At 45.8% G+C, this 21,429-nt stretch carries 25 protein-coding genes; 12 read left to right on the top strand and 13 right to left on the bottom strand.

The window, feature by feature from the left end; translation table 11 throughout:
* Positions 1–88: 88 nt before the first annotated feature.
* The 5 genes from hflD to ASC49_RS01950 form a co-directional block, all read right to left on the bottom strand.
* Positions 89–718: a high frequency lysogenization protein HflD gene (hflD, locus tag ASC49_RS01970; RefSeq protein WP_055461521.1), complete on the bottom strand. Its 630-nt coding sequence runs from the start codon at positions 716–718 to the stop codon at positions 89–91.
* 25 nt (positions 719–743) lie between these two features.
* On the bottom strand, positions 744–1,853 hold the full coding sequence (mnmA, locus tag ASC49_RS01965) for a tRNA 2-thiouridine(34) synthase MnmA (protein WP_055461520.1): 1,110 nt from the start codon (positions 1,851–1,853) through the stop codon (positions 744–746).
* An 85-nt stretch (positions 1,854–1,938) separates the two neighbouring features.
* Positions 1,939–2,316, bottom strand: coding sequence for an NUDIX domain-containing protein (locus ASC49_RS01960; protein WP_245624608.1), 378 nt, complete (start codon positions 2,314–2,316; stop codon positions 1,939–1,941).
* Positions 2,261–2,965: a pseudouridine synthase gene (locus ASC49_RS01955; protein WP_055461518.1), complete on the bottom strand. Its 705-nt coding sequence runs from the start codon at positions 2,963–2,965 to the stop codon at positions 2,261–2,263. The genes ASC49_RS01960 and ASC49_RS01955 overlap by 56 nt, the downstream gene beginning before the upstream one ends.
* A 103-nt stretch (positions 2,966–3,068) precedes the next feature.
* Positions 3,069–3,314 (bottom strand): cold shock domain-containing protein, encoded by a 246-nt coding sequence (locus ASC49_RS01950; protein WP_055461517.1) that lies wholly within the window; start codon positions 3,312–3,314, stop codon positions 3,069–3,071.
* Positions 3,315–3,585: 271 nt separating this feature from the next.
* On the opposite strand from ASC49_RS01950, the gene clpS reads away from it, so the two are divergent.
* Positions 3,586–3,933: an ATP-dependent Clp protease adapter ClpS gene (gene clpS / locus ASC49_RS01945; RefSeq protein ID WP_072242016.1), complete on the top strand. Its 348-nt coding sequence runs from the start codon at positions 3,586–3,588 to the stop codon at positions 3,931–3,933.
* Positions 3,934–3,953: 20 nt separating this feature from the next.
* The gene (gene clpA, locus ASC49_RS01940; protein WP_055461516.1) at positions 3,954–6,215 is read left to right on the top strand and encodes an ATP-dependent Clp protease ATP-binding subunit ClpA; all 2,262 of its coding nucleotides are present in this window, start codon (positions 3,954–3,956) and stop codon (positions 6,213–6,215) included.
* 90 nt (positions 6,216–6,305) lie between these two features.
* Here the strand turns inward: clpA and infA are convergent, their stop codons facing one another.
* Together infA and aat are read right to left on the bottom strand one after the other, a co-directional pair.
* Positions 6,306–6,524 carry a translation initiation factor IF-1 gene (infA, locus tag ASC49_RS01935; protein WP_055461515.1) on the bottom strand — a complete coding sequence of 73 codons (219 nt, stop codon included), beginning with the start codon at positions 6,522–6,524 and terminating at the stop codon, positions 6,306–6,308.
* Between the two features lie 127 nt (positions 6,525–6,651).
* Entirely contained in the window at positions 6,652–7,437 is a 786-nt protein-coding gene (gene aat / locus ASC49_RS01930) for a leucyl/phenylalanyl-tRNA--protein transferase (protein ID WP_245624607.1), read from the bottom strand.
* A gap of 449 nt (positions 7,438–7,886) precedes the next feature.
* Between aat and ASC49_RS01925 the strand changes: the two genes are divergently transcribed.
* The 7 genes from ASC49_RS01925 to cobA all read left to right on the top strand — a co-directional run bounded on the left by ASC49_RS01925 (position 7,887) and on the right by cobA (position 16,186).
* The gene (locus ASC49_RS01925; protein ID WP_055461513.1) at positions 7,887–8,765 is read left to right on the top strand and encodes a hypothetical protein; all 879 of its coding nucleotides are present in this window, start codon (positions 7,887–7,889) and stop codon (positions 8,763–8,765) included.
* Between the two features lie 104 nt (positions 8,766–8,869).
* The gene (locus ASC49_RS01920) at positions 8,870–11,647 is read left to right on the top strand and encodes a DNA translocase FtsK (RefSeq protein WP_055461512.1); all 2,778 of its coding nucleotides are present in this window, start codon (positions 8,870–8,872) and stop codon (positions 11,645–11,647) included.
* Between the two features lie 24 nt (positions 11,648–11,671).
* Entirely contained in the window at positions 11,672–12,277 is a 606-nt protein-coding gene (lolA, locus tag ASC49_RS01915) for an outer membrane lipoprotein chaperone LolA (protein ID WP_055461511.1), read from the top strand.
* A 3-nt stretch (positions 12,278–12,280) separates the two neighbouring features.
* On the top strand, positions 12,281–13,630 hold the full coding sequence (locus ASC49_RS01910) for a replication-associated recombination protein A (RefSeq protein ID WP_055461510.1): 1,350 nt from the start codon (positions 12,281–12,283) through the stop codon (positions 13,628–13,630).
* The gene (crcB, locus tag ASC49_RS01905) at positions 13,630–14,001 is read left to right on the top strand and encodes a fluoride efflux transporter CrcB (RefSeq protein WP_055461509.1); all 372 of its coding nucleotides are present in this window, start codon (positions 13,630–13,632) and stop codon (positions 13,999–14,001) included. Before ASC49_RS01910 ends, crcB begins: the two co-directional genes overlap by 1 nt.
* Before the next feature lie 54 nt (positions 14,002–14,055).
* On the top strand, positions 14,056–15,351 hold the full coding sequence (gene serS / locus ASC49_RS01900; protein ID WP_055461508.1) for a serine--tRNA ligase: 1,296 nt from the start codon (positions 14,056–14,058) through the stop codon (positions 15,349–15,351).
* Positions 15,352–15,418: 67 nt separating this feature from the next.
* Complete coding sequence (gene cobA / locus ASC49_RS01895; RefSeq protein WP_055461507.1) at positions 15,419–16,186, top strand: uroporphyrinogen-III C-methyltransferase; 768 nt, start codon at positions 15,419–15,421, stop codon at positions 16,184–16,186.
* A gap of 34 nt (positions 16,187–16,220) precedes the next feature.
* On the opposite strand, the gene ASC49_RS01890 is transcribed toward cobA, so the two are convergent.
* The 6 genes from ASC49_RS01890 to hpf form a co-directional block, all read right to left on the bottom strand.
* Positions 16,221–16,535 carry a TusE/DsrC/DsvC family sulfur relay protein gene (locus ASC49_RS01890; protein WP_055461506.1) on the bottom strand — a complete coding sequence of 105 codons (315 nt, stop codon included), beginning with the start codon at positions 16,533–16,535 and terminating at the stop codon, positions 16,221–16,223.
* Between the two features lie 8 nt (positions 16,536–16,543).
* Positions 16,544–16,828, bottom strand: coding sequence for a DsrH/TusB family sulfur relay protein (locus ASC49_RS01885; RefSeq protein ID WP_055461505.1), 285 nt, complete (start codon positions 16,826–16,828; stop codon positions 16,544–16,546).
* Positions 16,829–16,838: 10 nt separating this feature from the next.
* The gene (locus ASC49_RS01880) at positions 16,839–17,180 is read right to left on the bottom strand and encodes a DsrE family protein (protein WP_055461504.1); all 342 of its coding nucleotides are present in this window, start codon (positions 17,178–17,180) and stop codon (positions 16,839–16,841) included.
* 1 nt (position 17,181) lies between these two features.
* On the bottom strand, positions 17,182–17,574 hold the full coding sequence (gene tusD / locus ASC49_RS01875; RefSeq protein ID WP_055461503.1) for a sulfurtransferase complex subunit TusD: 393 nt from the start codon (positions 17,572–17,574) through the stop codon (positions 17,182–17,184).
* Between the two features lie 79 nt (positions 17,575–17,653).
* Entirely contained in the window at positions 17,654–18,310 is a 657-nt protein-coding gene (locus ASC49_RS01870) for a Bax inhibitor-1/YccA family protein (RefSeq protein WP_055461502.1), read from the bottom strand.
* 144 nt (positions 18,311–18,454) lie between these two features.
* The gene (gene hpf / locus ASC49_RS01865; RefSeq protein ID WP_055461501.1) at positions 18,455–18,772 is read right to left on the bottom strand and encodes a ribosome hibernation-promoting factor, HPF/YfiA family; all 318 of its coding nucleotides are present in this window, start codon (positions 18,770–18,772) and stop codon (positions 18,455–18,457) included.
* A 247-nt stretch (positions 18,773–19,019) separates the two neighbouring features.
* Between hpf and ASC49_RS01860 the strand changes: the two genes are divergently transcribed.
* The 3 genes from ASC49_RS01860 (at position 19,020) to ASC49_RS01850 (ending at position 21,422) form a co-directional block, all read left to right on the top strand.
* On the top strand, positions 19,020–19,853 hold the full coding sequence (locus ASC49_RS01860) for a DnaT-like ssDNA-binding domain-containing protein (protein WP_055461500.1): 834 nt from the start codon (positions 19,020–19,022) through the stop codon (positions 19,851–19,853).
* The gene (locus ASC49_RS01855; RefSeq protein WP_245624606.1) at positions 19,762–20,565 is read left to right on the top strand and encodes a replication protein P; all 804 of its coding nucleotides are present in this window, start codon (positions 19,762–19,764) and stop codon (positions 20,563–20,565) included. The genes ASC49_RS01860 and ASC49_RS01855 overlap by 92 nt, the downstream gene beginning before the upstream one ends.
* Positions 20,566–20,780: 215 nt before the next feature.
* A complete protein-coding gene (locus tag ASC49_RS01850; protein WP_055461498.1) occupies positions 20,781–21,422 on the top strand; it encodes a response regulator in 642 nt (213 codons plus the stop codon).
* Positions 21,423–21,429 lie beyond the last annotated feature (7 nt).

Below are 21,429 nucleotides of genomic sequence, written 5' to 3'. Positions count from 1 at the left end.
TTGATCTGAATGATTGTCGTGAATATAGAGGGTGAAAAGCAAGAAGATAACGTTGATTTACCTTCTGGCTTTTATAAGAAAGAAAGGCTCAGAAGCGACCTTCGAGCTGCTTGATGAGTGCTTTGCGCTTGAAAATTAAATGCCAGCGCTTGCCGCCCACTTGGCGCCAAAGCATCGCAGCGCGAATGCCTGCCATTAAGACCGCACGAACTTGGTGGGCAATATGAGGTTGCTGCAAGAAACGGCTGTCTCCATGCACCTGTATCCGAAATGGTAATTTGCTTAATGTGTCTTGGTACATTCCAGAAATGCCTGCAACAACATTTTCATGCATAACGTCATCATAATGCTCTAGTTGGCGTTCTAGTTGTCCTAGACGCTGACCAATGGCAGATAGCATCTCAGGCTCTTTACCTAGCTTAGATTCAAGGTGAATCATGCTAAGAGCATAGCGAATGGTGTCGGGGTTGACCGCATCACGGTTTTTCCCCATAACCTCTTTGGCGATGCGTCGGCCTAAGGCAAGATTTCCTTGGCAGTTGACTTGGCCGCCGTAAATATCCTCTGTGGCTTTGGCATTGACCACAAGAATACTGTCTAGCAAGGGTTTGGCATAGTTGGTATCCAAAGTGCCTTTGCGTGCTAAGTTGGCTACCAATTCTGCTGCTTGAAAGATCGCAGCCAATGCGATGGCTTGTTCTTTTATGTCATGCTGCATAGGGTTCTCCGCTTTAACGCAGTGCTCACTTGTTAAAAGCAGCGTTTATAATGCCGCCGCCCAAACAATGTTCGCCGATATAGAAAACGACAGATTGTCCAGGTGTAATGGCTCGTTGTGGTTCTTTGAAACTGACCTCTACGCGGCCATCGGCTAGTTCCGAGATAGTGCATTCTTGATCTGGCTGGCGGTAACGGCACTTCGCCATACAAGTCAGTGGCATGCTGGGTTTTTCTCGGGCTACCCAATCAAAGTTATCAGCGATTAAGTGTGTTTTAAATAAAGACTCATGCTGTCCGCCTTGAGTTACCACAAGCACATTGCGCTGCAGGTCTTTTTCTACCACGTACCATGGCTCATCTGGGTATTTCGATAGACCTCCAATACCTAAACCTTGGCGCTGGCCAATGGTGTGATACATCAAGCCATGGTGTTTGCCAATCACATCGCCTTCAAGGGTTTCAATATTACCCGGTTGCGCTGGCAGATATTGCTCAAGAAAGTCTTTAAAACGACGTTCGCCGATAAAGCAGATGCCGGTACTGTCTTTCTTGTTGTGAGTAATCAGATCATGTTCCTCTGCAAGGCGACGTACCTCAGGTTTTTCTAGCTCCCCAACAGGAAAGAAAGTGCGACCGATTTCATCTTTGCCCACCGCGTATAGGAAGTAGCTTTGGTCTTTGTTGTTATCCAACCCTTTTAACAACACTGGTTGATCGTCGATTTCACCACGGCGCACATAGTGGCCCGTCGCAATGTAATCCGCACCCAATTCTAAGGCGTATTCTAGAAAAGCTTTGAACTTGATCTCTTTGTTACAAAGGATATCTGGGTTGGGGGTACGACCGGCTTTGTACTCTTCTAGGAAATGCTCAAATACATTGTCCCAGTATTCTGCCGCGAAGTTGGCCGTGTGTAGATGGATACCTAATTTGTCGCAGACAGCTTGTGCGTCAGCTAAGTCTTCCTTCGCGGTGCAGTATTCAGTACCGTCATCTTCGTCCCAGTTTTTCATAAACAGGCCTTCCACTTGGTAGCCTTGTTGTTGCAAAAGTAGGGCGGATACAGATGAATCCACACCGCCGGACATGCCTACGATGACTTTAATCGATGCGTTTGGGTTTTCTTTACTCATGATCTCTCTCTAATAATGAAAACGGGGTAAAGGCCCGTCATTAGAATGTAAGGGCGTATTGTAGCTGAAGGTCGTGGCTAGGTCTTTAATTCGGATCGATATGGCGATTGTTAATCATATTCAGGTCATGTGTCTGGCCCTGTTCATAGTCATTTATGCACTGCAAAATCAAGGGGCTCCGCTGCGGTAACGCTTCAATTTGCTCTCGCGTGAACCAGTCAGAACCTAAGATATCAGGATCTAACTCATCCGTAATATGTTGTTCTGCATGGCATATGATGCATACTCGGTGATAGGTGTCGGCCCCTTCAAAAGGAGTAAAGGCATAGATCCCAAGAATTGCTTGCGGTGTGACTTGCCAGCCCGATTCTTCAAGAGTTTCGCGAATCACGGCCTGCTGTAAGGTTTCACCGTTTTCCACGTGTCCTGCTGGCTGATTGAGCACGATCTGGCCGTCCTGCATTTCTTTTACCATGAGGTAGCGGCGCTTGTCCGCGATTAGGGCGGCGACGGTTAGATGTGGCAGCCTTGCGCGCTTTTTCTCGTTCAAAATGTTGTACCTGTTCCACTAAAGTTTCAGTGAGCTCTACTTCTACATAAGACCCAACGGGGGTATTTTCAACCGAATAGGGGCCTATCGCAGCACGAATTAACCGTAAGGTCGGAAAACCTACGTGAGCGGTCATGCGACGGACCTGTCGGTTTCTGCCTTCCGTAATTTGTAATTCAATCCAGCTAGTAGGGATGTTGGCGCGTTCGCGAATTGGCGGCTCTCGATTCCAAATGTTTGGGACGTCCATTCGGCGACACTTGGCGGGCTTTGTCATGCCGTCTTTAAGTTCAACCCCTTTGCTTAAGGCTAGTATTGCTTGCTCAGTCACTTCCCCTTCAACTTGGACCCAATAGGTTTTTGGCATTTTGAACATAGGGGAAGCAATAAGGTGTTGTAATGCGCCATTATCCGTCAGCAGTAGCAGCCCCTCAGAGTCATAGTCTAATCGACCTGCAGGGTACACATTAGGCACATTAACGTATTTTGCTAACGTATCTTTGGCGCCATCAGCTGAGAATTGACTAAGGACTTGGAAAGGTTTATTTAGTAGCAATAGCATGAAAAAGCATCTTTGAAGCGATAAATTTTGGATGCAAAAGAGCACCTCTAGGATGAGGGATCATACCAAAGGTGCTTAAAGAATGTTGCGGTAAATGATGCAACTACGCGGATTGAGCGCTGCTCTGTTCGGTTTTGCTTTCGGCGGCGACAGGAGTGATGTCTGTTGCATGCAGTCCGCGCTTACCGGGCGTAACATCAAATGTCACCGATTGACCTGCTTTTAGCGTCTTATAACCTTCGACATTGATTGCAGAATAGTGGATGAACAAATCTTCCTCAAAACTGTCAGAAACGATAAAGCCGTAGCCTTTTGCGTTGTTAAACCATTTAACGGATCCACGATGCATGAGTCACTCCTTAAATACTCTTACTGGCTCGATTAGCCGAACCGCAAATTAACGCTGATAATGTATTCGGTACAATCTATGGGATCAAAGATCTGTTAAACTCAAGCGACGAAAGCACAAGGGTTGAACTGTCTAACTTTTGACCGCATGTAGTTGAGAGTAGAACTCTATTGTGGATTTGTAAAATTTCTTATTGTTTTCCACTTTCTGGTAAGCCAGGGATTGAGAAAATACGTATTAACGTGAATATTTGTAGTGTTTGAGGTCCGGGATGTTTGCAGCGAGGCAAATTAGTCTAAATTTAGAGGACGATGATAACGGCCACTCATCGGTTGCTATTGCGCCCGATGAGACTGAGCTAAAGCCGCCTTCCATGTATCAGGTGGTGCTCTTTAATGATGATTACACGCCAATGGATTTTGTCGTGTTTGTTCTCCAACGCTTTTTTAATATGGATGCCGAGAAAGCTCAGCATGTAATGATGGAAGTTCATACCAAGGGTAAAGGCGTTTGTGGTGTTTACCCTTACGGTATAGCTGAAACCAAAGTAGCTATGGTGCAGCAGTTTTCTGAGCAAAACGAGCACCCCCTAATGTGCGACTTGCAAAGAGTCGACTGATTTATAGTGAGGGACAAGCGATGCTAGACAAAGAACTAGAACAAACCTTGAATAATGCTTTCAAAGCCGCGCGCGATAAACGTCATGAATTTATGACCGTTGAGCACCTTTTATTGGCTTTGATTGACAATACGGCCGCAGCAAAAGTGCTTGAAGCGTGCGGTGTCACATTAGAAATCTTGAGCAAGGAGTTAGAAGAGTTCGTAGACAGCACGACCCCCCTCATACCAGAAAATGATCAAGAGCGTGAAGTGCAGCCTACGTTAGGCTTCCAGCGTGTGTTGCAGCGTGCCGTATTCCACGTTCAGTCGTCAGGCAAGCGTGAAGTAACCGGTGCCAATGTTTTGGTGGCGATTTTTAGTGAGCAAGAGAGCCAAGCGGTTTACTTGCTACGTCGTCATAATGTAGCTCGGATTGATGTAGTAAACTTTGTCGCCCACGGTATTTCTAAGTTGGGTGGTGCGGCGCCGGATAATGCCATTGAGCAAGAAGACGAAGATGGTGAAGATGCTGCAAAAGCGCCGCTGCAAAAATATGCTACCAACCTAAATGAAGAAGCCAAGGCGGGTCGTATTGATCGCCTGATTGGTCGTCAATATGAAGTTGAGCGAGTGGTGCAAACGCTTTCTCGTCGACGCAAGAACAACCCGCTGTTGGTTGGCGAATCGGGTGTCGGCAAAACGGCTATTGCCGAAGGTCTAGCGAAACGCATCGTAGACGGTGAAGTGCCAGATGTGATTGCGGACGGTATTGTTTATTCACTGGATCTTGGGGCGTTGCTGGCGGGTACTAAATACCGCGGCGATTTTGAAAAGCGCTTAAAGCATTTGCTTGGGGAGCTGAAAAAGCTGCCTAACGCAATTCTTTTTATAGACGAAATTCACACCATCATTGGTGCTGGTGCAGCATCTGGCGGTGTGATGGATGCCTCAAACTTGCTCAAGCCTGCACTAAGCTCTGGTCAGCTGCGTTGCATTGGATCAACTACATTCCAAGAGTTTCGTGGCATTTTTGAAAAAGATCACGCTTTGGCGCGTCGCTTCCAGAAAATCGATGTTAATGAGCCAAGTGTGGATGATACCTATGAAATTCTGAAAGGTATCATTGGCTCGTTTGAAGAGCATCACAAAGTGAAGTACGAAGATGCTGCACTTAAAGCTGCCTCAGAGCTCGCACAACGCTATGTGCCCGACCGCCATATGCCAGACAAGGCTATCGATGTGGTGGACGAAGCGGGGGCTTACCAGCGCTTACAGCCAGAGGAAACGCGCAAAGAGACCATTACGGTTGAAGATATTGAGGATATTGTCTCTAAGATTGCACGAGTGCCCGTGAAAGCGGCAAATTCTGAGGATCGTAAAGTCTTGGGCAATCTTGAGCGTAACCTGAAAATGGTAGTGTTTGGTCAGGATCAAGCGATTGAGTCGCTTTCTGATGCCATTAAACTGTCTCGTGCTGGCCTAAAAGCTGAACAAAAACCGATTGGTTCATTCTTGATGGCAGGCCCTACAGGGGTGGGTAAAACCGAAGTTACGCGACAGCTGGCAAAGATCCTTGGTCTTGAGTTGATTCGCTTTGATATGTCTGAGTACATGGAGCGTCATGCTGTATCGCGCTTGATCGGTGCGCCACCAGGTTATGTGGGCTTTGATCAAGGCGGTTTATTGACTGAAGCAGTGACCAAGAATCCACACAGTGTTGTGCTACTAGATGAGATTGAGAAGGCGCATCCTGAAGTCTTTAACTTGCTGCTACAAGTTATGGATCACGGTACTTTGACGGATAATAACGGTCGCAAAGCAGATTTCCGCAATGTGATTCTGATTATGACGTCAAATGCCGGTGCTGAAGTGCTTGCAAAACGTTCGATTGGTTTCTCAATGCAAGATAATTCAACGGATGGTATGGAAGCGATTAATAAAACTTTCACGCCGGAATTCCGTAACCGCTTGGATGCTGTGATTCAGTTTAAACAATTGGATGAGCAAGTGATTTTCAATGTGGTTGACAAGTTCTTGGTTGAGTTGCAAGCGCAGTTGGATGCTAAGGGTGTGCTGATTGAAGTGAGTGATACGGCTCGCGGTTGGTTAGCTCATAAAGGCTATGATCGTCAAATGGGGGCTCGTCCAATGGCGCGTGTCATTCAAGAGCATTTGAAAAAACCATTAGCGAATATGATCTTGTTTGGTGATCTAACCGAAGGTGGAGTGGTGTCTGTATCCTTGGACGAAGAGAAGGATGAACTCGCTTTCTCTGTACGCAAAGAGGCAGTGAGCTGCTAAATGATGATTAGGGCTTACAGAAGCCCTAAACACAAAAGGCCGCTTAACCATTGGTTAAGCGGCCTTTTTGTTATCGCGTTCTAGTAGATATTAACGAGAACGGTAAACGATGCGACCTTTCGATAAGTCGTAAGGAGTCAGTTCAACTTTTACTTTGTCGCCAGTCAAAATACGAATGTAGTTTTTACGCATCTTACCTGAGATATGCGCTGTCACAACGTGACCGTTTTCAAGTTCCACGCGGAACATAGTGTTTGGAAGGGTATCGACAATCGTACCTTCCATTTCAATGCTGTCTTCTTTTGCCACAATCAGTGTCCTGTTCTTAATTAAGGTTAAGCATGATCTCGCTATTTAGGCTAGAAATAGGCTTGTGATTGGCGAGTTTGCTAAAAATTCGGCGGTATTTTGCCCAAAATGGCCCAAAAAAGCAAATTTAGACCGCAACATAAGTGATTGGCATGACTGTTTTCAGGCCTGCAACTGCGATCAGTCTATGATTTTGGGTTGGGGTAGGTATTAGATCCTGCAAAGCTCTGACAAAGCTTGCTTTCGACATCATTTGTGCCCCAAGCGATGTTAGGTGGTCAGAATAAACCTGACAGTCGATTAATTCAATCCCAAGTTCTTGAGCTAGCCGACAAAACTGCCATAAAGCAACTTTTGAGCCATTATCTTTCAGGGAAAACATGGATTCACCAAAAAACATTTTCCCCATCGCAACACCATAAAACCCACCTGCTAGCTCACCATCAAGAAAAGCCTCTATCGAAAATGCGTAGCCTTGCTGATTCAGTGTGCAATAGGCATTGATAACATCGTTTGATATCCAAGTTCCCTCAGCATCTGCACGTAACTGACTGCAAGTATTGATGGTGCGTGAGAAGTCTGCATTGATCTTCCAAGTCCATTCATTTTTTTTAAGTGCTTTTTTGAGCGAGCGACTTTCGTGAAACTTGCTTGGCACAAGAGTGCAGCGTTCTAAGGGGTGCCACCACAAAATGGGATCTGGGTCGCTGTACCAAGGGAAGAACCCATGTTGATACAAATGAATTAATCGCTCAGGCCTTAGATCGCCACCGACAGCCGATAAACCTTCGGGGTCAAGTAATGCTTTGAAAGGGTCTGGAGTGTCTAAAACAGACTCAGTTAGCAGAACTAATTCGGGGCGGTTCTCGGTTTGATTGGGGCGGTTCTTAGGCATGATAAATACTGACTTCACAAGCTTTAGTGATCCTATTATCCACATTGTTTACCCTATGTAACCAGTGCTGATAAACAATATGCACCATTGCTAATTTCTTTGTGACGATAGCGTACACAAATCGCCATGAAGTTGCATTTTTGAGTCGGTCTATATAAATAATTCATGCCTCAGACATGAAAAAAAAGTAAAAAATGCAAAAAAAATTCAAAAAAAGTGCTCGTAGTGCTTGACCAGTCAAGGAAAACTTGGTTTTAATCGGAGTCAGTCCAGAGCACTACAGCGGATAAACTGATTGCAAACAACGGACTAAAAATTTTTCTGTGTCGTGTGATTGTCACGAAACTGAAATTGATTGGTTTTAGTATGCCTGTCGACGAGTTACTTCAGCACTTCGCTGGAAATAGGCTTAAAGCCAATCAAAAAGGTCTTGAGACCGAACATATAAAATTAAAGGGGAATCTTGAATGAAAGCGATTAAACTTGCTTCTGTTTTCGCAGTATCTGCAGTAGCGGCTGCTGTTTCTACATCTACTTTTGCACTTGAGCCAGTGTTCCACGGTGAAGCCGGTGTTGAGTATGTTAGTTACTACGGCAATGCTAAAAACAACAACGATCTAGCAGACGGTACTGATCTTGGTGAGATCGAGCTTTCTGTTGATACAGGCGTTGTGTACGCTGAGCTTGAAGTTAAAACAACAGGCGTTGACGAAGGCACAGATTTTAACTTTGAAAAACTATACGTGAAACAAGGTGCTGTATCTTTCGGTCGTTTCGACGGTTCAGTATCTGCTAACGCATTCATGGGTATGGATGAGATCGGTGAGACTGGTGTTGATCTAAAAACTGCACAAGGTGACACTGATAACACTGGTATTCGTTACAAAGTTGCACCAGGCCTAACAGTAGCTCTTGAAGCGACAACTAACACTTCTGATGACTCAGATGTTGGTGGTGCGATCTCTTACATCGCTGATCTAGATGGTATCAAACTAGGTATCTCTGGTGGCGCGATTGGTGATGCTCACTCTGTAAACGTTGGTGCACAATTCAACGCAGGTCCTGCTACAATTTCTGTGAACTACGGTACTGGTGAGCAAGGTACTGATCCAGCAACTAAAGATGTTGAAGAAGCTGGTTTTGGTATCGAATTTGCGGCAACTGAAGCACTAACGCTAACTCTTCAATACGCTAAAAACCTTGAAGATGTTGTTGGTCAAGACGATGACGGTACTTACTTCATCGCTGAATACGCTGCTGGCGACCTAACTTACTACTTCGAAAACTACAACGGTGACTATGCTGGTGATGAGCAGAACATCGTTGGTGTGAAAGCTTACTTCTAAGATTCCTCTTATCTTTGTAAAAGCGAAAGCCAGCCCTTCGGGCTGGCTTTTTTTATGGTAAGCTTGCAGCCTAATCATTGGTTAATAACATTGGAAGGTGGCTTTTGACACAAGCAGCAGAGCGTGAGTCTGTACGATCACTGGTCTGGGGAACTTTTGCGAAGCAGGCGGCATTTATCGCAGCTATTTTGTTTTTTCTATTTTTTGCATTCGCGACTTACTCTTACAATCCAGATGATGCAGGCTGGTTTTATTCTGGAAGTGGTGGTGCCACGCAAAACTCAATGGGGACGATTGGCGCAATGCTTTCGGACTTATTGTCGGCTTTCTTTGGCAATTTGTTTTACTCATTACCCCTATTATTCTTATTAGTTGCTTATATCATTTGGCGTAACCCCCACCAAATGATTCCTCTCAATAATGCCATTTTGTGCTGTGTTGGCAGTATTTTATATTTAAGCTTTGGTGCAACGCTTTGTTTCCTCCACACTGTTGGTAGTACAGCCTTGCAGTTTGGCGCAGGAGGGATTCTTGGGCAATCGTTAGGGCAGCTGCTTTATCATTGGATTGGTTATGATGGCGCAACCCTCGTAAGCTTGGCGTTAGTTGTTTTGGCTTTCACTTTACTGGCGCAGATTCATTGGTCGCAATCATTGGAGTTTATTGGCGAAAAGGCTGAGCTTTCATATCTATGGCTTGCACAGAAATTTAGCCGTTCTGATGAGGAGCAGGTAGAAGATTCAGCTTCTAGTCGTAAGGGCAAGGCTAAAGAAGTCGTTAACGATGACTTAGAAAAGCCTGCTATTTTCCGTAAGAAAAAGAAAGTAGAGGACATTTCCCCTGAGGCAGAGTCTGATGAGCTGTTTGACGAAGATGACTCAGAAAAAGTTTCCTTATGGCAAAAAGTTAAAAGTAAGTTTACTCGCCAGTCTGATGTCGACGAGATCGAGCAGCCAGTAAAACAGCGTTTAGAGCATCAAGAGCCTAGCTTTGGCGGCTTGGATGATGTGGCGTTTGAAGACGATAAGTTTGCTTTTACCGATACGCTTTATGTGGAAGATGATGCCCATGAAATCGACTTTGGCGATGTATGGGACAAGCCACCAACTAGACCTGTAGCCAGTCAAACAAAGGCGCCAGTGAATCGTGTTGCAGAGCGAGATTCTAAGCCTAGCCCAGAGCCTACCGTTGCGCCAAAGCCTGATCATTCGAGTCATTATGAAATGGATGACGAAGATGAAATTGCTATTTCGCCGTCGACAGCAGCTCCAATATCAACCGCCAAAGCGCCACAGCCAGAGCTCAATATGCAGACTCATAAGCCAGCTGTAAAAACGCTCTCCGAAGCGAAACGCTTAGAAAGTTTAGCCGGTCCATCTACCGAGATCGAACGAGCTGAGGCCGCTTATACGCTGCCTGATCGCAGTGTGCTGACCCAGCCTAAGCCTAAGCAGGGTGGTTACACGGAAGAAGAGTTGCTTGACCTATCTGCTTTGCTGGAGCAACGCTTGCTAGACTTTGGGGTCAAAGCGGAAGTAGTAGAAGTCAACCCAGGCCCAGTTATTACGCGTTTTGAGATTCAGCCTGCACCTGGAGTGAAAGTTTCGCGGATCACCAACTTGGCAAAAGATTTAGCTCGTTCATTAAGTGTGATGAGTGTGCGTGTTGTAGAGGTCATTGCAGGCAAGTCCACTATTGGCATTGAGATTCCAAATCAACATCGCGATACAGTGTACTTCTCCGAAGTGATCAACACTCCGATGTATGACAATGCATCCTCGCCCCTAACATTATCATTAGGACACGATATTTCGGGTGAGCCTGTCGTCGTGGATTTGGCGAAAATGCCACATGTTCTGGTGGCGGGTACGACGGGCTCTGGTAAGTCAGTGGGTGTGAATGCCATGATCTTGAGCATGTTACTCAAGTCAACGCCTGATGAAGTGCGTATGATCATGGTGGACCCGAAAATGTTGGAGCTTTCTATTTATGAAGGCATACCACACCTGTTGACGCCTGTTATTACCGATATGAAAGACGCAGCAAATGGTTTGCGTTGGTCAGTGGATGAAATGGAGCGTCGTTACAAGCTGATGTCCAAGCTTGGTGTACGTAACATTGCTGGCTTTAATAAAAAAGTCCGTGAAGCGGCGGCTGCCGGTCAGCCAATTGAAGATCCATTATGGACGCCAGAAATGGCCATGTTCTCTGAGGACGGCGTTGCCCGAACCGTGCCTTATTTGGAGCCTTTGCCTTACATTGTTATTGTCGTCGATGAGTTCGCCGATATGATGATGATCGTTGGTAAAAAAGTAGAGGAGTTAATTGCGCGTATCGCCCAAAAAGCTCGTGCGGCGGGTATTCACTTGATTCTTGCTACCCAGCGTCCTTCGGTGGATGTGATCACTGGCTTGATCAAAGCCAACATTCCAACTCGTATGGCGTTCCAGGTATCATCCAAAATTGACTCGCGAACCATTTTGGATCAAGGCGGTGCGGATCAACTTCTCGGTATGGGCGACATGCTGTATTTGCCGGCAGGACTTCCGACACCCATTCGTGTTCATGGGGCCTTTGTCTCAGATGAAGAAGTGCACGCTGTGGTAGAGGAGTGGAAAGCACGTGGTGAGCCAGAATACATCAATGATGTCACGGTGAGCGCCGAAGAGTTAACCTCTGGTGGCAGTGAAGACCAAGACCCACTCTATGATGAAGCTGTGAAAATAGTGCTAGAAACCCGTAAAGCTTCTATTTCCTCTATTCAGCGCCGCTTGAAAATTGGCTATAACCGAGCTGCAAACTTAGTAGAGGCAATGGAATCTGCTGGACTGGTCGGGCCAATGGGAACTAATGGTCAACGTGAGATTCTGATACCAGAATAAGGTCCCGACTCAATAGGAGTAGTCATGGCACGTATCATTTATAGCTTGGGGTTGTTGGTGGCATTTAACGCATGGGCGGAGGCGCCAGCGACTCAGTTAAGTCATTTACTAGACTATAACCGTAATGTTGAGGGCGAGTTTAGACAAGTCACCTACAACGAACGGGGTGACGAAGTGCAAAACAGTGAAGGCATCTTCTTGTTGTCTGCGCCAAATCGGTTTGTTTGGGATACGGTGACTCCCTTTCCCCAGCGCATTGTCTCTGATGGAGAATGGGTCACCATCTGGGATGTGGATTTAGAACAAGCGACACGTAAGCCTTTTTCAGGAACCGTAGGGAATTCACCTGCGGCATTGCTAGGAAGCTCCTCAGACGACGCCTTGAGTCACTATACGGTGACTGGGATTGGGCAAGATCGTTTTAAACTTGAGCCTAAAGAGCAGGAAGACTTGTTTGATACGCTTACTTTGTCTTTTGATAAGAAATTCATCAGTGCGATGAGCATTAAAGATGTATTAGGACAAACTACCGTTATTGAATTTTCAAGTCTTGAGGTTCACGACGGAGTGTCAGAGCAAAACTTTCATATCGACTTACCTGAATCTGTTGATTTAATGATAGAGCAGTAATAAATGGATGATTTATTTGCCGCAGAAGACATTAACCCGATGGCACCATTGGCTGCGCGTATGCGACCGAAGACATTGGATGAATATGTTGGGCAGCAGCATCTAGTGGGTGAGGGTAAGCCTCTGCGCAAAATGGTTGAGCGTCACCAAGGACATTCTTTTATTTTGTGGGGCACGCCCGGTATAGGTAAAACGACGTTTGCCAAGCTATTTGCTCACTCATTAGATGCCAAATTTATAGAATTGTCAGCCGTGATGTCCGGCGTTAAAGAGATTCGTGCGGCGGTAGAAGAGGCGAAACAGTGGCGCTTAATGACACAAAAAGCCACACTACTATTTGTTGATGAAGTGCATCGTTTTAATAAGTCTCAGCAGGATGCTTTTTTACCCTATATTGAAGATGGCACATTTTTGTTTGTGGGAGCGACCACGGAAAACCCCGCGTTTGAATTGAATTCTGCATTATTATCCCGCGCGCGCGTGTATCGTCTGCAACCCCCGACGGTGGATGATCTGTTGGTGGCAATGAAGCGAGCCTTGCAAGACCCTGTGCGAGGATTAGGACACCGTAACATTCAAATAAGCGATCATTATTTGACTATATTGGCACAGGCTGCCGATGGTGATGTTCGCCGTAGTTTGAACTTCTTAGAAATTCTGGCTGATTTTGTTGAGGATGGTGAAGCTGTTACTGACAAACAGCTAGAAGATGTTCTAGGAGGCAGTATTCGCCGTTACGATAAGGGCGGGGATGTCTTTTACGATCAGATTTCTGCGTTTCATAAATCGGTGCGTGGCTCGTCACCGGACGGTGCCTTGTACTGGATGGCGCGCATGCTCGATGGCGGTTGCGATCCGCTTTATATAGCAAGGCGCCTATTGGCGATTGCTTCCGAAGACATTGGTAATGCCGACCCACGAGCATTGCAAATCGGCTTAAACGCTTGGGATATTTTCGAGCGCGTTGGTCCTTACGAAGGCAATCGAGCGATCGCTCAAGCGGCCGTTTATATGGCCTGCGCCCCAAAAAGTAATGCATTGTATAAAGCCTTCAACCAGATGATGAGCGATGTTAAACATCAGCCGAGTTTGGAAGTGCCCAATCATCTTCGAAATGCTCCCACTAGCTTGGCAAAAGACATGGGTCATGGCGAAGATTATCGATATGCCCATAATGAGCCGAATGCTTATGCGGCAGGGGAGTCCTACTTGCCCCCCGAACTGGCCAATGAACGCTACTATATTCCAACGGATCGTGGTTTAGAGAAGAAAATTGGCGAGAAGCTTGCTTGGCTTGAACAGCAGGACCAAATGAGTCCGTTAAAACGCTATCAAGACGAGGACGGTTGGTGATGATCTATTTTATGATTGCTCTAGGTGGGGCGTTGGGGGCGTTGTCGCGTTTTGCCGTAGGTAAGTGGGTGAACAGCTTTTGGCAAGCACAGTTTCCGATGGCTACTTTGTCTATTAATGCGGTGGGCAGTTTCTTGATGGGCATGGCATTTGTGCTGATAAGCGAGCGAGTACCGAGCCTAGAGCTTCTAAGGCCGCTGATTATGATTGGTTTTCTGGGGGCTTTTACTACCTTCTCGACTTTTTCCTTAGAAATTGTCTCTCTAATCAATCAGCAGGCTTGGCTAAGTGCCCTAAGCTATTTATCATTAAGTTGTTTGCTAGGAATTTTGGCTTTGGCCGCCGGTGTTGGATTAGCGCGTGCCTTTTGAGCCCAACTCAAAGCAGTTTTTATCTATTTAATTACATAAGGTTTTGTTGCAGCAATGTTAGACATTAAAGCTCTAAGGGCAGACCCAGAAGCGGTTGCCGTATTATTGAAGAAAAAAGGCTTTGATTTAGACGTGGCGGCTTTTTCTAGTTTGGAAGAGCGTCGCAAAGCAATTCAAATTGAAACAGAAACTCTGCAACAGTCCCGCAACTCGGTTTCAAAAGAAATCGGCGCAGCGATGAAAGCTGGCGACAAAGCGCTAGCTGACGAGCTTAAAGAAAAAACTGCGACATTGGGCGACGATCTTGCGGCAGCAAAAGCGCAATTGGAAGAAGTGCAAGCGCAAATGGATGCTTTGCTAGAGAGTATTCCTAACATTCCACACGAATCTGTCCCAGAAGGCACCAGCGAAGACGACAATGTTGAAATTCGTCGCTGGGGAGAGCCACGCACGTTTGATTTTGAAGTGAAAGATCACGTAGATGTGGGGGCTGCTCTAGGCATGCTAGATTTTGAAATGGCGGCTAAGATCACGGGGTCACGTTTTGCCGTGATGCGTTCAGACCTGGCACGTCTTCATCGCGCTTTGATTCAATTTATGTTGAATACGCATATCGAAGAGCATGGCTACTCTGAAATTTATGTGCCTTACCTAGTGAACGCAGCATCGTTACGTGGAACGGGCCAGCTACCGAAATTTGAACAAGATTTGTTCAAAGTGCCAGTCGACAAAGACAGTGGTAACAGCGACTTGTACCTAATTCCGACAGCGGAAGTGCCAGTGACCAACATCGCTCGTGATGAGATTTTAAATGATGTTGATCTGCACCAAAAATTTGTGGCGCACACACCATGTTTCCGTAGTGAAGCGGGCAGTTACGGTCGTGACACGCGCGGTATGATTCGTCAGCACCAGTTCGAGAAAGTAGAGCTCGTGCATATTTGTCGCCCAGATCGCTCGACCGAAGCACTAGAAGAATTGATTGGCCATGCGGAAACAATTTTGCAGAAGCTAAACCTTCCCTACCGTACTGTCGTGCTGTGTGGTGGTGATCTTGGTTTCTCTGCGCACAAAACTTACGACATTGAAGTATGGTTACCTGGTCAGCAGAAGTACCGAGAAATCTCTTCTTGTTCAAATATGTGGGATTTCCAAGCGCGTCGTATGCAAGCACGCTGGCGTAACCCAGAAACAGGTAAGCCTGAGTTGGCACATACTTTGAATGGTTCTGGTCTAGCGGTGGGTCGTACTTTGGTAGCGATCCTTGAAAACTACCAGAATGCTGATGGTACAGTGACTGTACCTGAAGTGCTTGTACCTTACATGGGTGGCAAGACGCTAATCGGTTAATTCGGTTTTTGCAATATGCATTCAAAGGCTCCGCTTGCGGGGCCTTTCTATTTGAGATAAGAAATATATGACTGGTAAAGTATATCTAATCGGTGCAGGGCCAGGGGATCCGGACTTGTTAACGATGAAGGCTCATCGCCTTTTGACTGCAGCGGATGTGGTGCTTTATGACCGTCTAGTGGGCGAGCAGATCATTGCCATGATTCCTGCAACAGCGGAAAAGCTATACGTCGGCAAAGCGAAATCATTGCATAGTTTGCCTCAAGAAGAAATTAATGCCTTACTTGCGACAAAAGCAAAAGAAGGAAAAGTGGTCGTGCGCTTAAAAGGTGGCGATCCATTTATCTTCGGACGTGGTGGTGAAGAGCTGGAAGAGCTGGTGCAGGAAGGGGTGCCTTTTGAAGTGGTACCTGGCGTCACAGCTGCCGCAGGTTGTGCCGCTTACGCAGGTATTCCACTAACGCATCGTGACTATGCGCAATCGGTACGTTTCTTAACTGGCCATCTTAAAGATGGTACTACGGAACTACCATGGAATGAATTGGTGCATCCGGCTCAAACTCTTGTCATTTATATGGGCTTAACGGGGCTTGAGTCGATTAGTCAATCGTTGATTCGTTTTGGTATGCGACCTTCGATGCCTGTGGCGATCGTCGAGAAGGGGACTTCAAAAGATCAGCGCGTGTTTACTTCAACGATTAAGGATATTCATCAGATCGCGTTGCAGAATGAAGTGAAATCTCCAGCGCTATTAATCATTGGTGAGGTAGTGGCGCTACAAGATAAGCTGTCTTGGTTTGGCAAGTCGTGTTTAATAGAGCAAAAAGGCAGCTGAAGCTGCCTTTTTAGTAGGTGCTAGAAGGATGGTATTACAGGCAATTGGCGGGTTTAGGTAAGCCAGCAATTTTTGCGGCCAGCTTGGGTGGGCTGCCAGGGAAAAGTTTCATCAAGTAAATGCTTTTACCTTTGTCTGGGCCTAGCTCTTTAGTCACTGCTTTTACTAATGGCCGCATGGCTGGTGAGACTTCAAACTGCTCGTAGAAGTCGCGCAATACCCGTAGCACTTCCCAATGAGCTGCAGTTAAGATCAAGCCTTCTTTTCTGGCAATGTCTTCTGCCAGAGCTTCGCTCCACAGGCTTAGATCCAGTAAGTAACCTTCTTCATCAAATTCGATTGTTGCCATGGGACACCTTACCAAGCGACGATTTTTGAATATTCTTGAGTCAGTTCGACCCATTCCAAGTCGGAAATAGCTTCACCCGTAATGGCTTGAATACCATAAGCTTTCAAATCGGTTTGGCGCCAGAAAAGTTTGACCTGTTTTTCCTGTAATGTGTTGAATAGCTTAGGCTGCGATAGGGCGCGTAAAACACCTGCTTCCAATAATAAAACGGCATCGCCAGCAGATAGTGAGTTAATCCAATCATCTTCGACGCTTTTGGGGTACTGGTATTGGTTGACCTGATATAGCTTCATAGAAACCCCGTTAAAAACGATAGATGTATTGGTGTTGGTTGAGCATATTAAGCCATTCTTCTGAATCAAGTGCAGTCACCCCCGACCACAGCGAGGTCGCTGCTGGGATCTCATCTTGCTTAATATAGATTTGTTCAATATCGTAGAACTCAAGGCCATCCAGCAGTTTATGAAGGTGCTTTCCTTGGCGTGCGTTCGGTGTTTGATTGTCGATTAATAACGCCAAAGCTTCACCTGTAACCGCTAGGCGAATGTCTTGTCCAAAAGTACCGAACACCAGTGCAAGGTCTAAAGCTTCTTTAATGGTGGTACTGCTATAGGGGGAGCTTGATAGGTAAATTAGAGTGCTCATGTTATTTAAACCTCATCATCCGATCAGACTCTGAAGTCAAGCTGATTAAACTGCCTAGGCCTTCTAAAAGAAACCCCTCAGCTAGATTATGGTTTGCTACCTCATGGCGTTTCGCTTCCGCTTCATTCAGTTCTCCGCGGCGCAGGGCCGCGGCGATGCAAATGTATAGTGGGACACTGTGTTGTTTTGCGAAGGCGACCCATTCATTTCGGATATTACATTCATCGCGAGGAGGCATAGCTAAAGCGTTGGCAATGGCGACGGCTTCCTCGTAAAAGAAAACCCCATGTATTTGATGTGCGCCATCAGACAATAACGCTTCGGCAAAGTCCAGAGCTGTATGGCAAGCGCGACTTGCGGTTGGGCTACCAGTAATAAAAAGTGAGTAGTTCATGCTGTTCTTGAGTAAATAAAATAAATTTTACACATAAAAAAGGCCGCAGTCTGCGGCCTTTTAAAAACAGCGTTAGCGATTAGTCGTCGCTGGCCATACCAAACAGAGACAACAAGCTTAGGAACATGTTGTATAGGGCGACATACAAGTTCACCGTTGCCATAATGTAGTTGGTTTCACCGCCACGAACGATCTCACTGGTCTGAAGTAGGATCACTGCAGCAGAAAATAACGTGAAGCCGACAGAGATAAAAATCTGTAGTGCTGGTAACTGAATGAAGAAGCCTGCGATCATGGCAAACAACAAAGCAAAGAAACCAACCGTTAAGAAGCCGTTTAGAAAACTAAAGTCTTTCTTTGACACCAAAGCATATGCAGATAGGCCAAGGAAAGACAATCCGGTCATACCTAATGCGCTCATAATTAAGGTCGCACCATTAGCCATGCTCAGATAAGCATTTAAGATTGGTCCAAGGGTTAGGCCCATAAAGCCAGTCAATGCGAACACGCACAACAGCCCCATCGCGCTGTTGCGGCATTTGTACGTTAGGAAAAGCAAACCGTAGAAACCCACTAAGGTCAAAATTAACCCAGGGTGAGGTAAATTGAAGACCATGCTAATACCAGCTGTAAACGCACTGAAAAGCAAAGTCAGCGAAAGTAAGCCATACGTATTGCGTAGCGTCCTATTGGCCGCTTGTGACGTATGTGTCGAAAGGGCATCTGTGTAACGCATGATAAAGGTTCTCCTAGTTAGATTATCCTGAAACCTATGACAGACTATGCGGGCGGAAGTTCCAAAGTTCAATCAATAAATCTATTTCAGAAACGAACACGCCCGCATTAAGCGGGCGTGTAAGTTGTCAGATAGGCTGTATCTCTATGAAGCGACAGCCGCTTTATGATTTCCTGAGGCTTGTTTGGTTTTGTGTTTATCCACTTGGCGGGCAAGTTTCTCAATCATGCCATCGATTGCATGGAACAAACGATCTTCAGAAGATGCAGTGGCAAACAGTTCTTTGCCTGGCAAATGTATTCGTGCTTCTGCTTTCTGTTCTTTACTGTCCTGAATAAGTGTCACGTTGACAGAGGTGATTTGATCACTCAATTTTGCAATTTTGCTCATTCTTTCGTTGATGTGATCTTTAATAGCTGGAGTGATGTCGACGTGATGACCAGTAATATTTATTGTGTACATACAACTTTCTCCTCAGTAAAGTTGGCCGATTGTTGAAGCCAGAAAGGCGTCTAACTTCGCGGCACAATTTCAGCATAGGAGTCTAAAAAACCGCTGTCAACAGGATTTCATTGTAAAGAAATGTATTGGTCACAGTTTTGTGAGTGCCCATATTTTTGTGCTTGATTCATTCCTAAAAAGCGAGTTATCGTGCCAAAAGCTTTGTCGTTTGATAAACTGAAGCATCCCGAATGAAATGGTCGTATCTATGGCTGCCCCTGATTTTTTGTTACCCGTCTCGTTTAACTTAGCCTGTGAACTTGGCCTTGAGGAAAGTGTTTTACTGACTTACCTACAACAAAAAGCCCATCATCTCAGTAATCGCCAGATGAAAATTTCTCATAGAGAGCTGGTCGATATGTTGCCGTTTTGGAACGCGCCATATATCGTGCGTCTACTAAGTAGTTTGCAAATGGCGCAAGCTTTACAGTTTCGACGTACTGAAGCGGGCTTGGAGATACTACTAGAGCAACAGGATGCACAACGCTCAACGCCTTCGGCAACTCGTACTCGCAATGTCGAGACTACACCGCAAACAGCTAGTCAAAATGATGATCTGATGCATAAATTGTCGCGTTTGCAGAGTGAGGCGTCTGATAAATCAAGCGCTCCTCAAGCTCAGTTTACCCAACGTTCGCGTACTCATAATGCGGTAGATGCGCCAACCCCTGTGATGCCAGCGGCCACCAGTGATCGTCGAGGATTGTCTGATTTTGATCTATACCTAGAAGCAAAGGAACGTACGCGACAGCCAGATCAATGGCTGCCAGAAGACGCTACCTTTGAACAAATTCAGCAAGCGGGTATTGAGCGTGCATTTGCAGAGTCTTTGTTGGCTGAATTTCTCCTGCGTATTAAAGAGCAGCGCAAAAATGTTCGTACTTGGAACAGCGAATTTTTCAAATACGTAAAACGTCAATGGCAATATAAGCAATCGGATCGTCAATCCTATGAAGGAACCGCAACCTATACAGCAAATAATAAATCCAATCGCGAGCAAGTTAGCAGCGCCCTCACCAACATCCACGACACAGACTGGTAGTGAGCGCGAACCAACGCAAGCTCAGCAAGAGGCTGAGCAGCGTACGCGAGTGTTGGTGAATATGCTGTTTGCGCGCTTTAAAGCAATCTATACTCATAAGTTTGCATCAGCGTATGCTTCCACTGAGGAGGTGAAGCTGGCAAAACGTGAGTGGGCGATTGCGTTAAAAGGCTTTCAGGAACCTTTACTTGCGTATGCAGTAGAGCGTACCAAAGAGAAGTACGCTTGGCCGCCAACCATCTCTGAATTCTTGTCGGTGATCCAAACGGCCTACCGCGCTTATGGGCTACCTGAGCCACGTAGGGCCTATATGGAGGCCTGTAGTTGCCGCCACAAGCCCCAAGAAAAAGCTTGGTCGCATCCTGCGGTTTACTTTGCGGGTGCGGAAACGGGATGGCACTTCTTAAGTACGGAAGATGAACGTACTTCTTGGCCAGTTTTTGAAAAGCATTACACAGTATACGTTGATAAAGTTATCAATGGAGAGAAGCTTGTTATTCCTAAATCCGTGTTGATTGAAGATAAGTCAGCGCCGGTATTAGGGTCTTTGCTTTCAGAAATCGCTACTGAATTGCAGGTTAGCGAAAGTGATGTGGCGCCACATCTGTACTACTTATACAAAACACATGGAACAAAGATCCGGGCGCAGTATCGTGAGCACGCGTTAGAAGCACTGAAAAAGCTTGGTTATAAAGGAGGCCTACCTGACTAAAGGTACGCGAATATTGATTGGTGAAATAACTTTTGGTTATAAAAATTACAAAACGCTACAAAGTGAGTTAAGGGTTACTGACAAAGTTGTTGGGTGATTCGTCTTTAAGTTGCACGCCCTTACAAATAGCTACGCTAAGTAATTGATTATTGCTTTTCGCAAAGATTCGTAACCTATAAAATTGTGCTTAGTTATATGCTTTAAATGAGGTAAAGATGCGTAAAGTTCTGATCGTCGATGATCACACCATGGTGTGTGAAGGGATAAAGCGTGTCATTGAAGACATTCCTGGGGTGCTTGTGTGGGGCAGTGTCCACAGCGGCGAAGAAGCCCTAAAAGTGCTACGTAAAGAGCACATTGATGTTGTTTTGATGGACGTACATATGCCTGGGATCGGCGGCTTGGGAGCTACCTTAGAAATTGCGCGTTTACACCCAAATACTAAGGTGATCGCATTGTCCGCGATTGATGATGCACCGTACCCAGCGAAAATGATGGAAGCGGGTGCAAGCGGTTATGTGGCAAAAGGGTCCGATCAATCAGAATTACTCGAAGCGCTGGAAACTGTATTTCAAGGAAAGCAATACCTCTCTCGTGTTGTAGCGCAAAAAGTGGCGTTATCTAAAACCAGTAAAAATAGCTCAGATTCACCATTTGGTGAACTGTCTGAACGTGAGCTTCAAGTGGCGCAGATGATTGTAGATTGCGTGAAAACGAAAGAAATCGCTGATCGCCTAAATGTATCAGATAAAACCGTCAGTACTTTTCGTAGACGTATTTTTGACAAGTTGGAAATTCAAAGTGACGTTGAGCTAGCACGTTTGGCGATGCGCTATAATGTTTTAGGTCTCGTATAGGTAAATG

This window comes from Marinomonas fungiae (assembly GCF_001418205.1).
Lineage (GTDB): Bacteria > Pseudomonadota > Gammaproteobacteria > Pseudomonadales > Marinomonadaceae > Marinomonas > Marinomonas fungiae.
The sequence above is the reverse complement of the archived record's forward strand: the minus strand, read 5'-3'. Positions and strand labels throughout refer to the sequence as shown.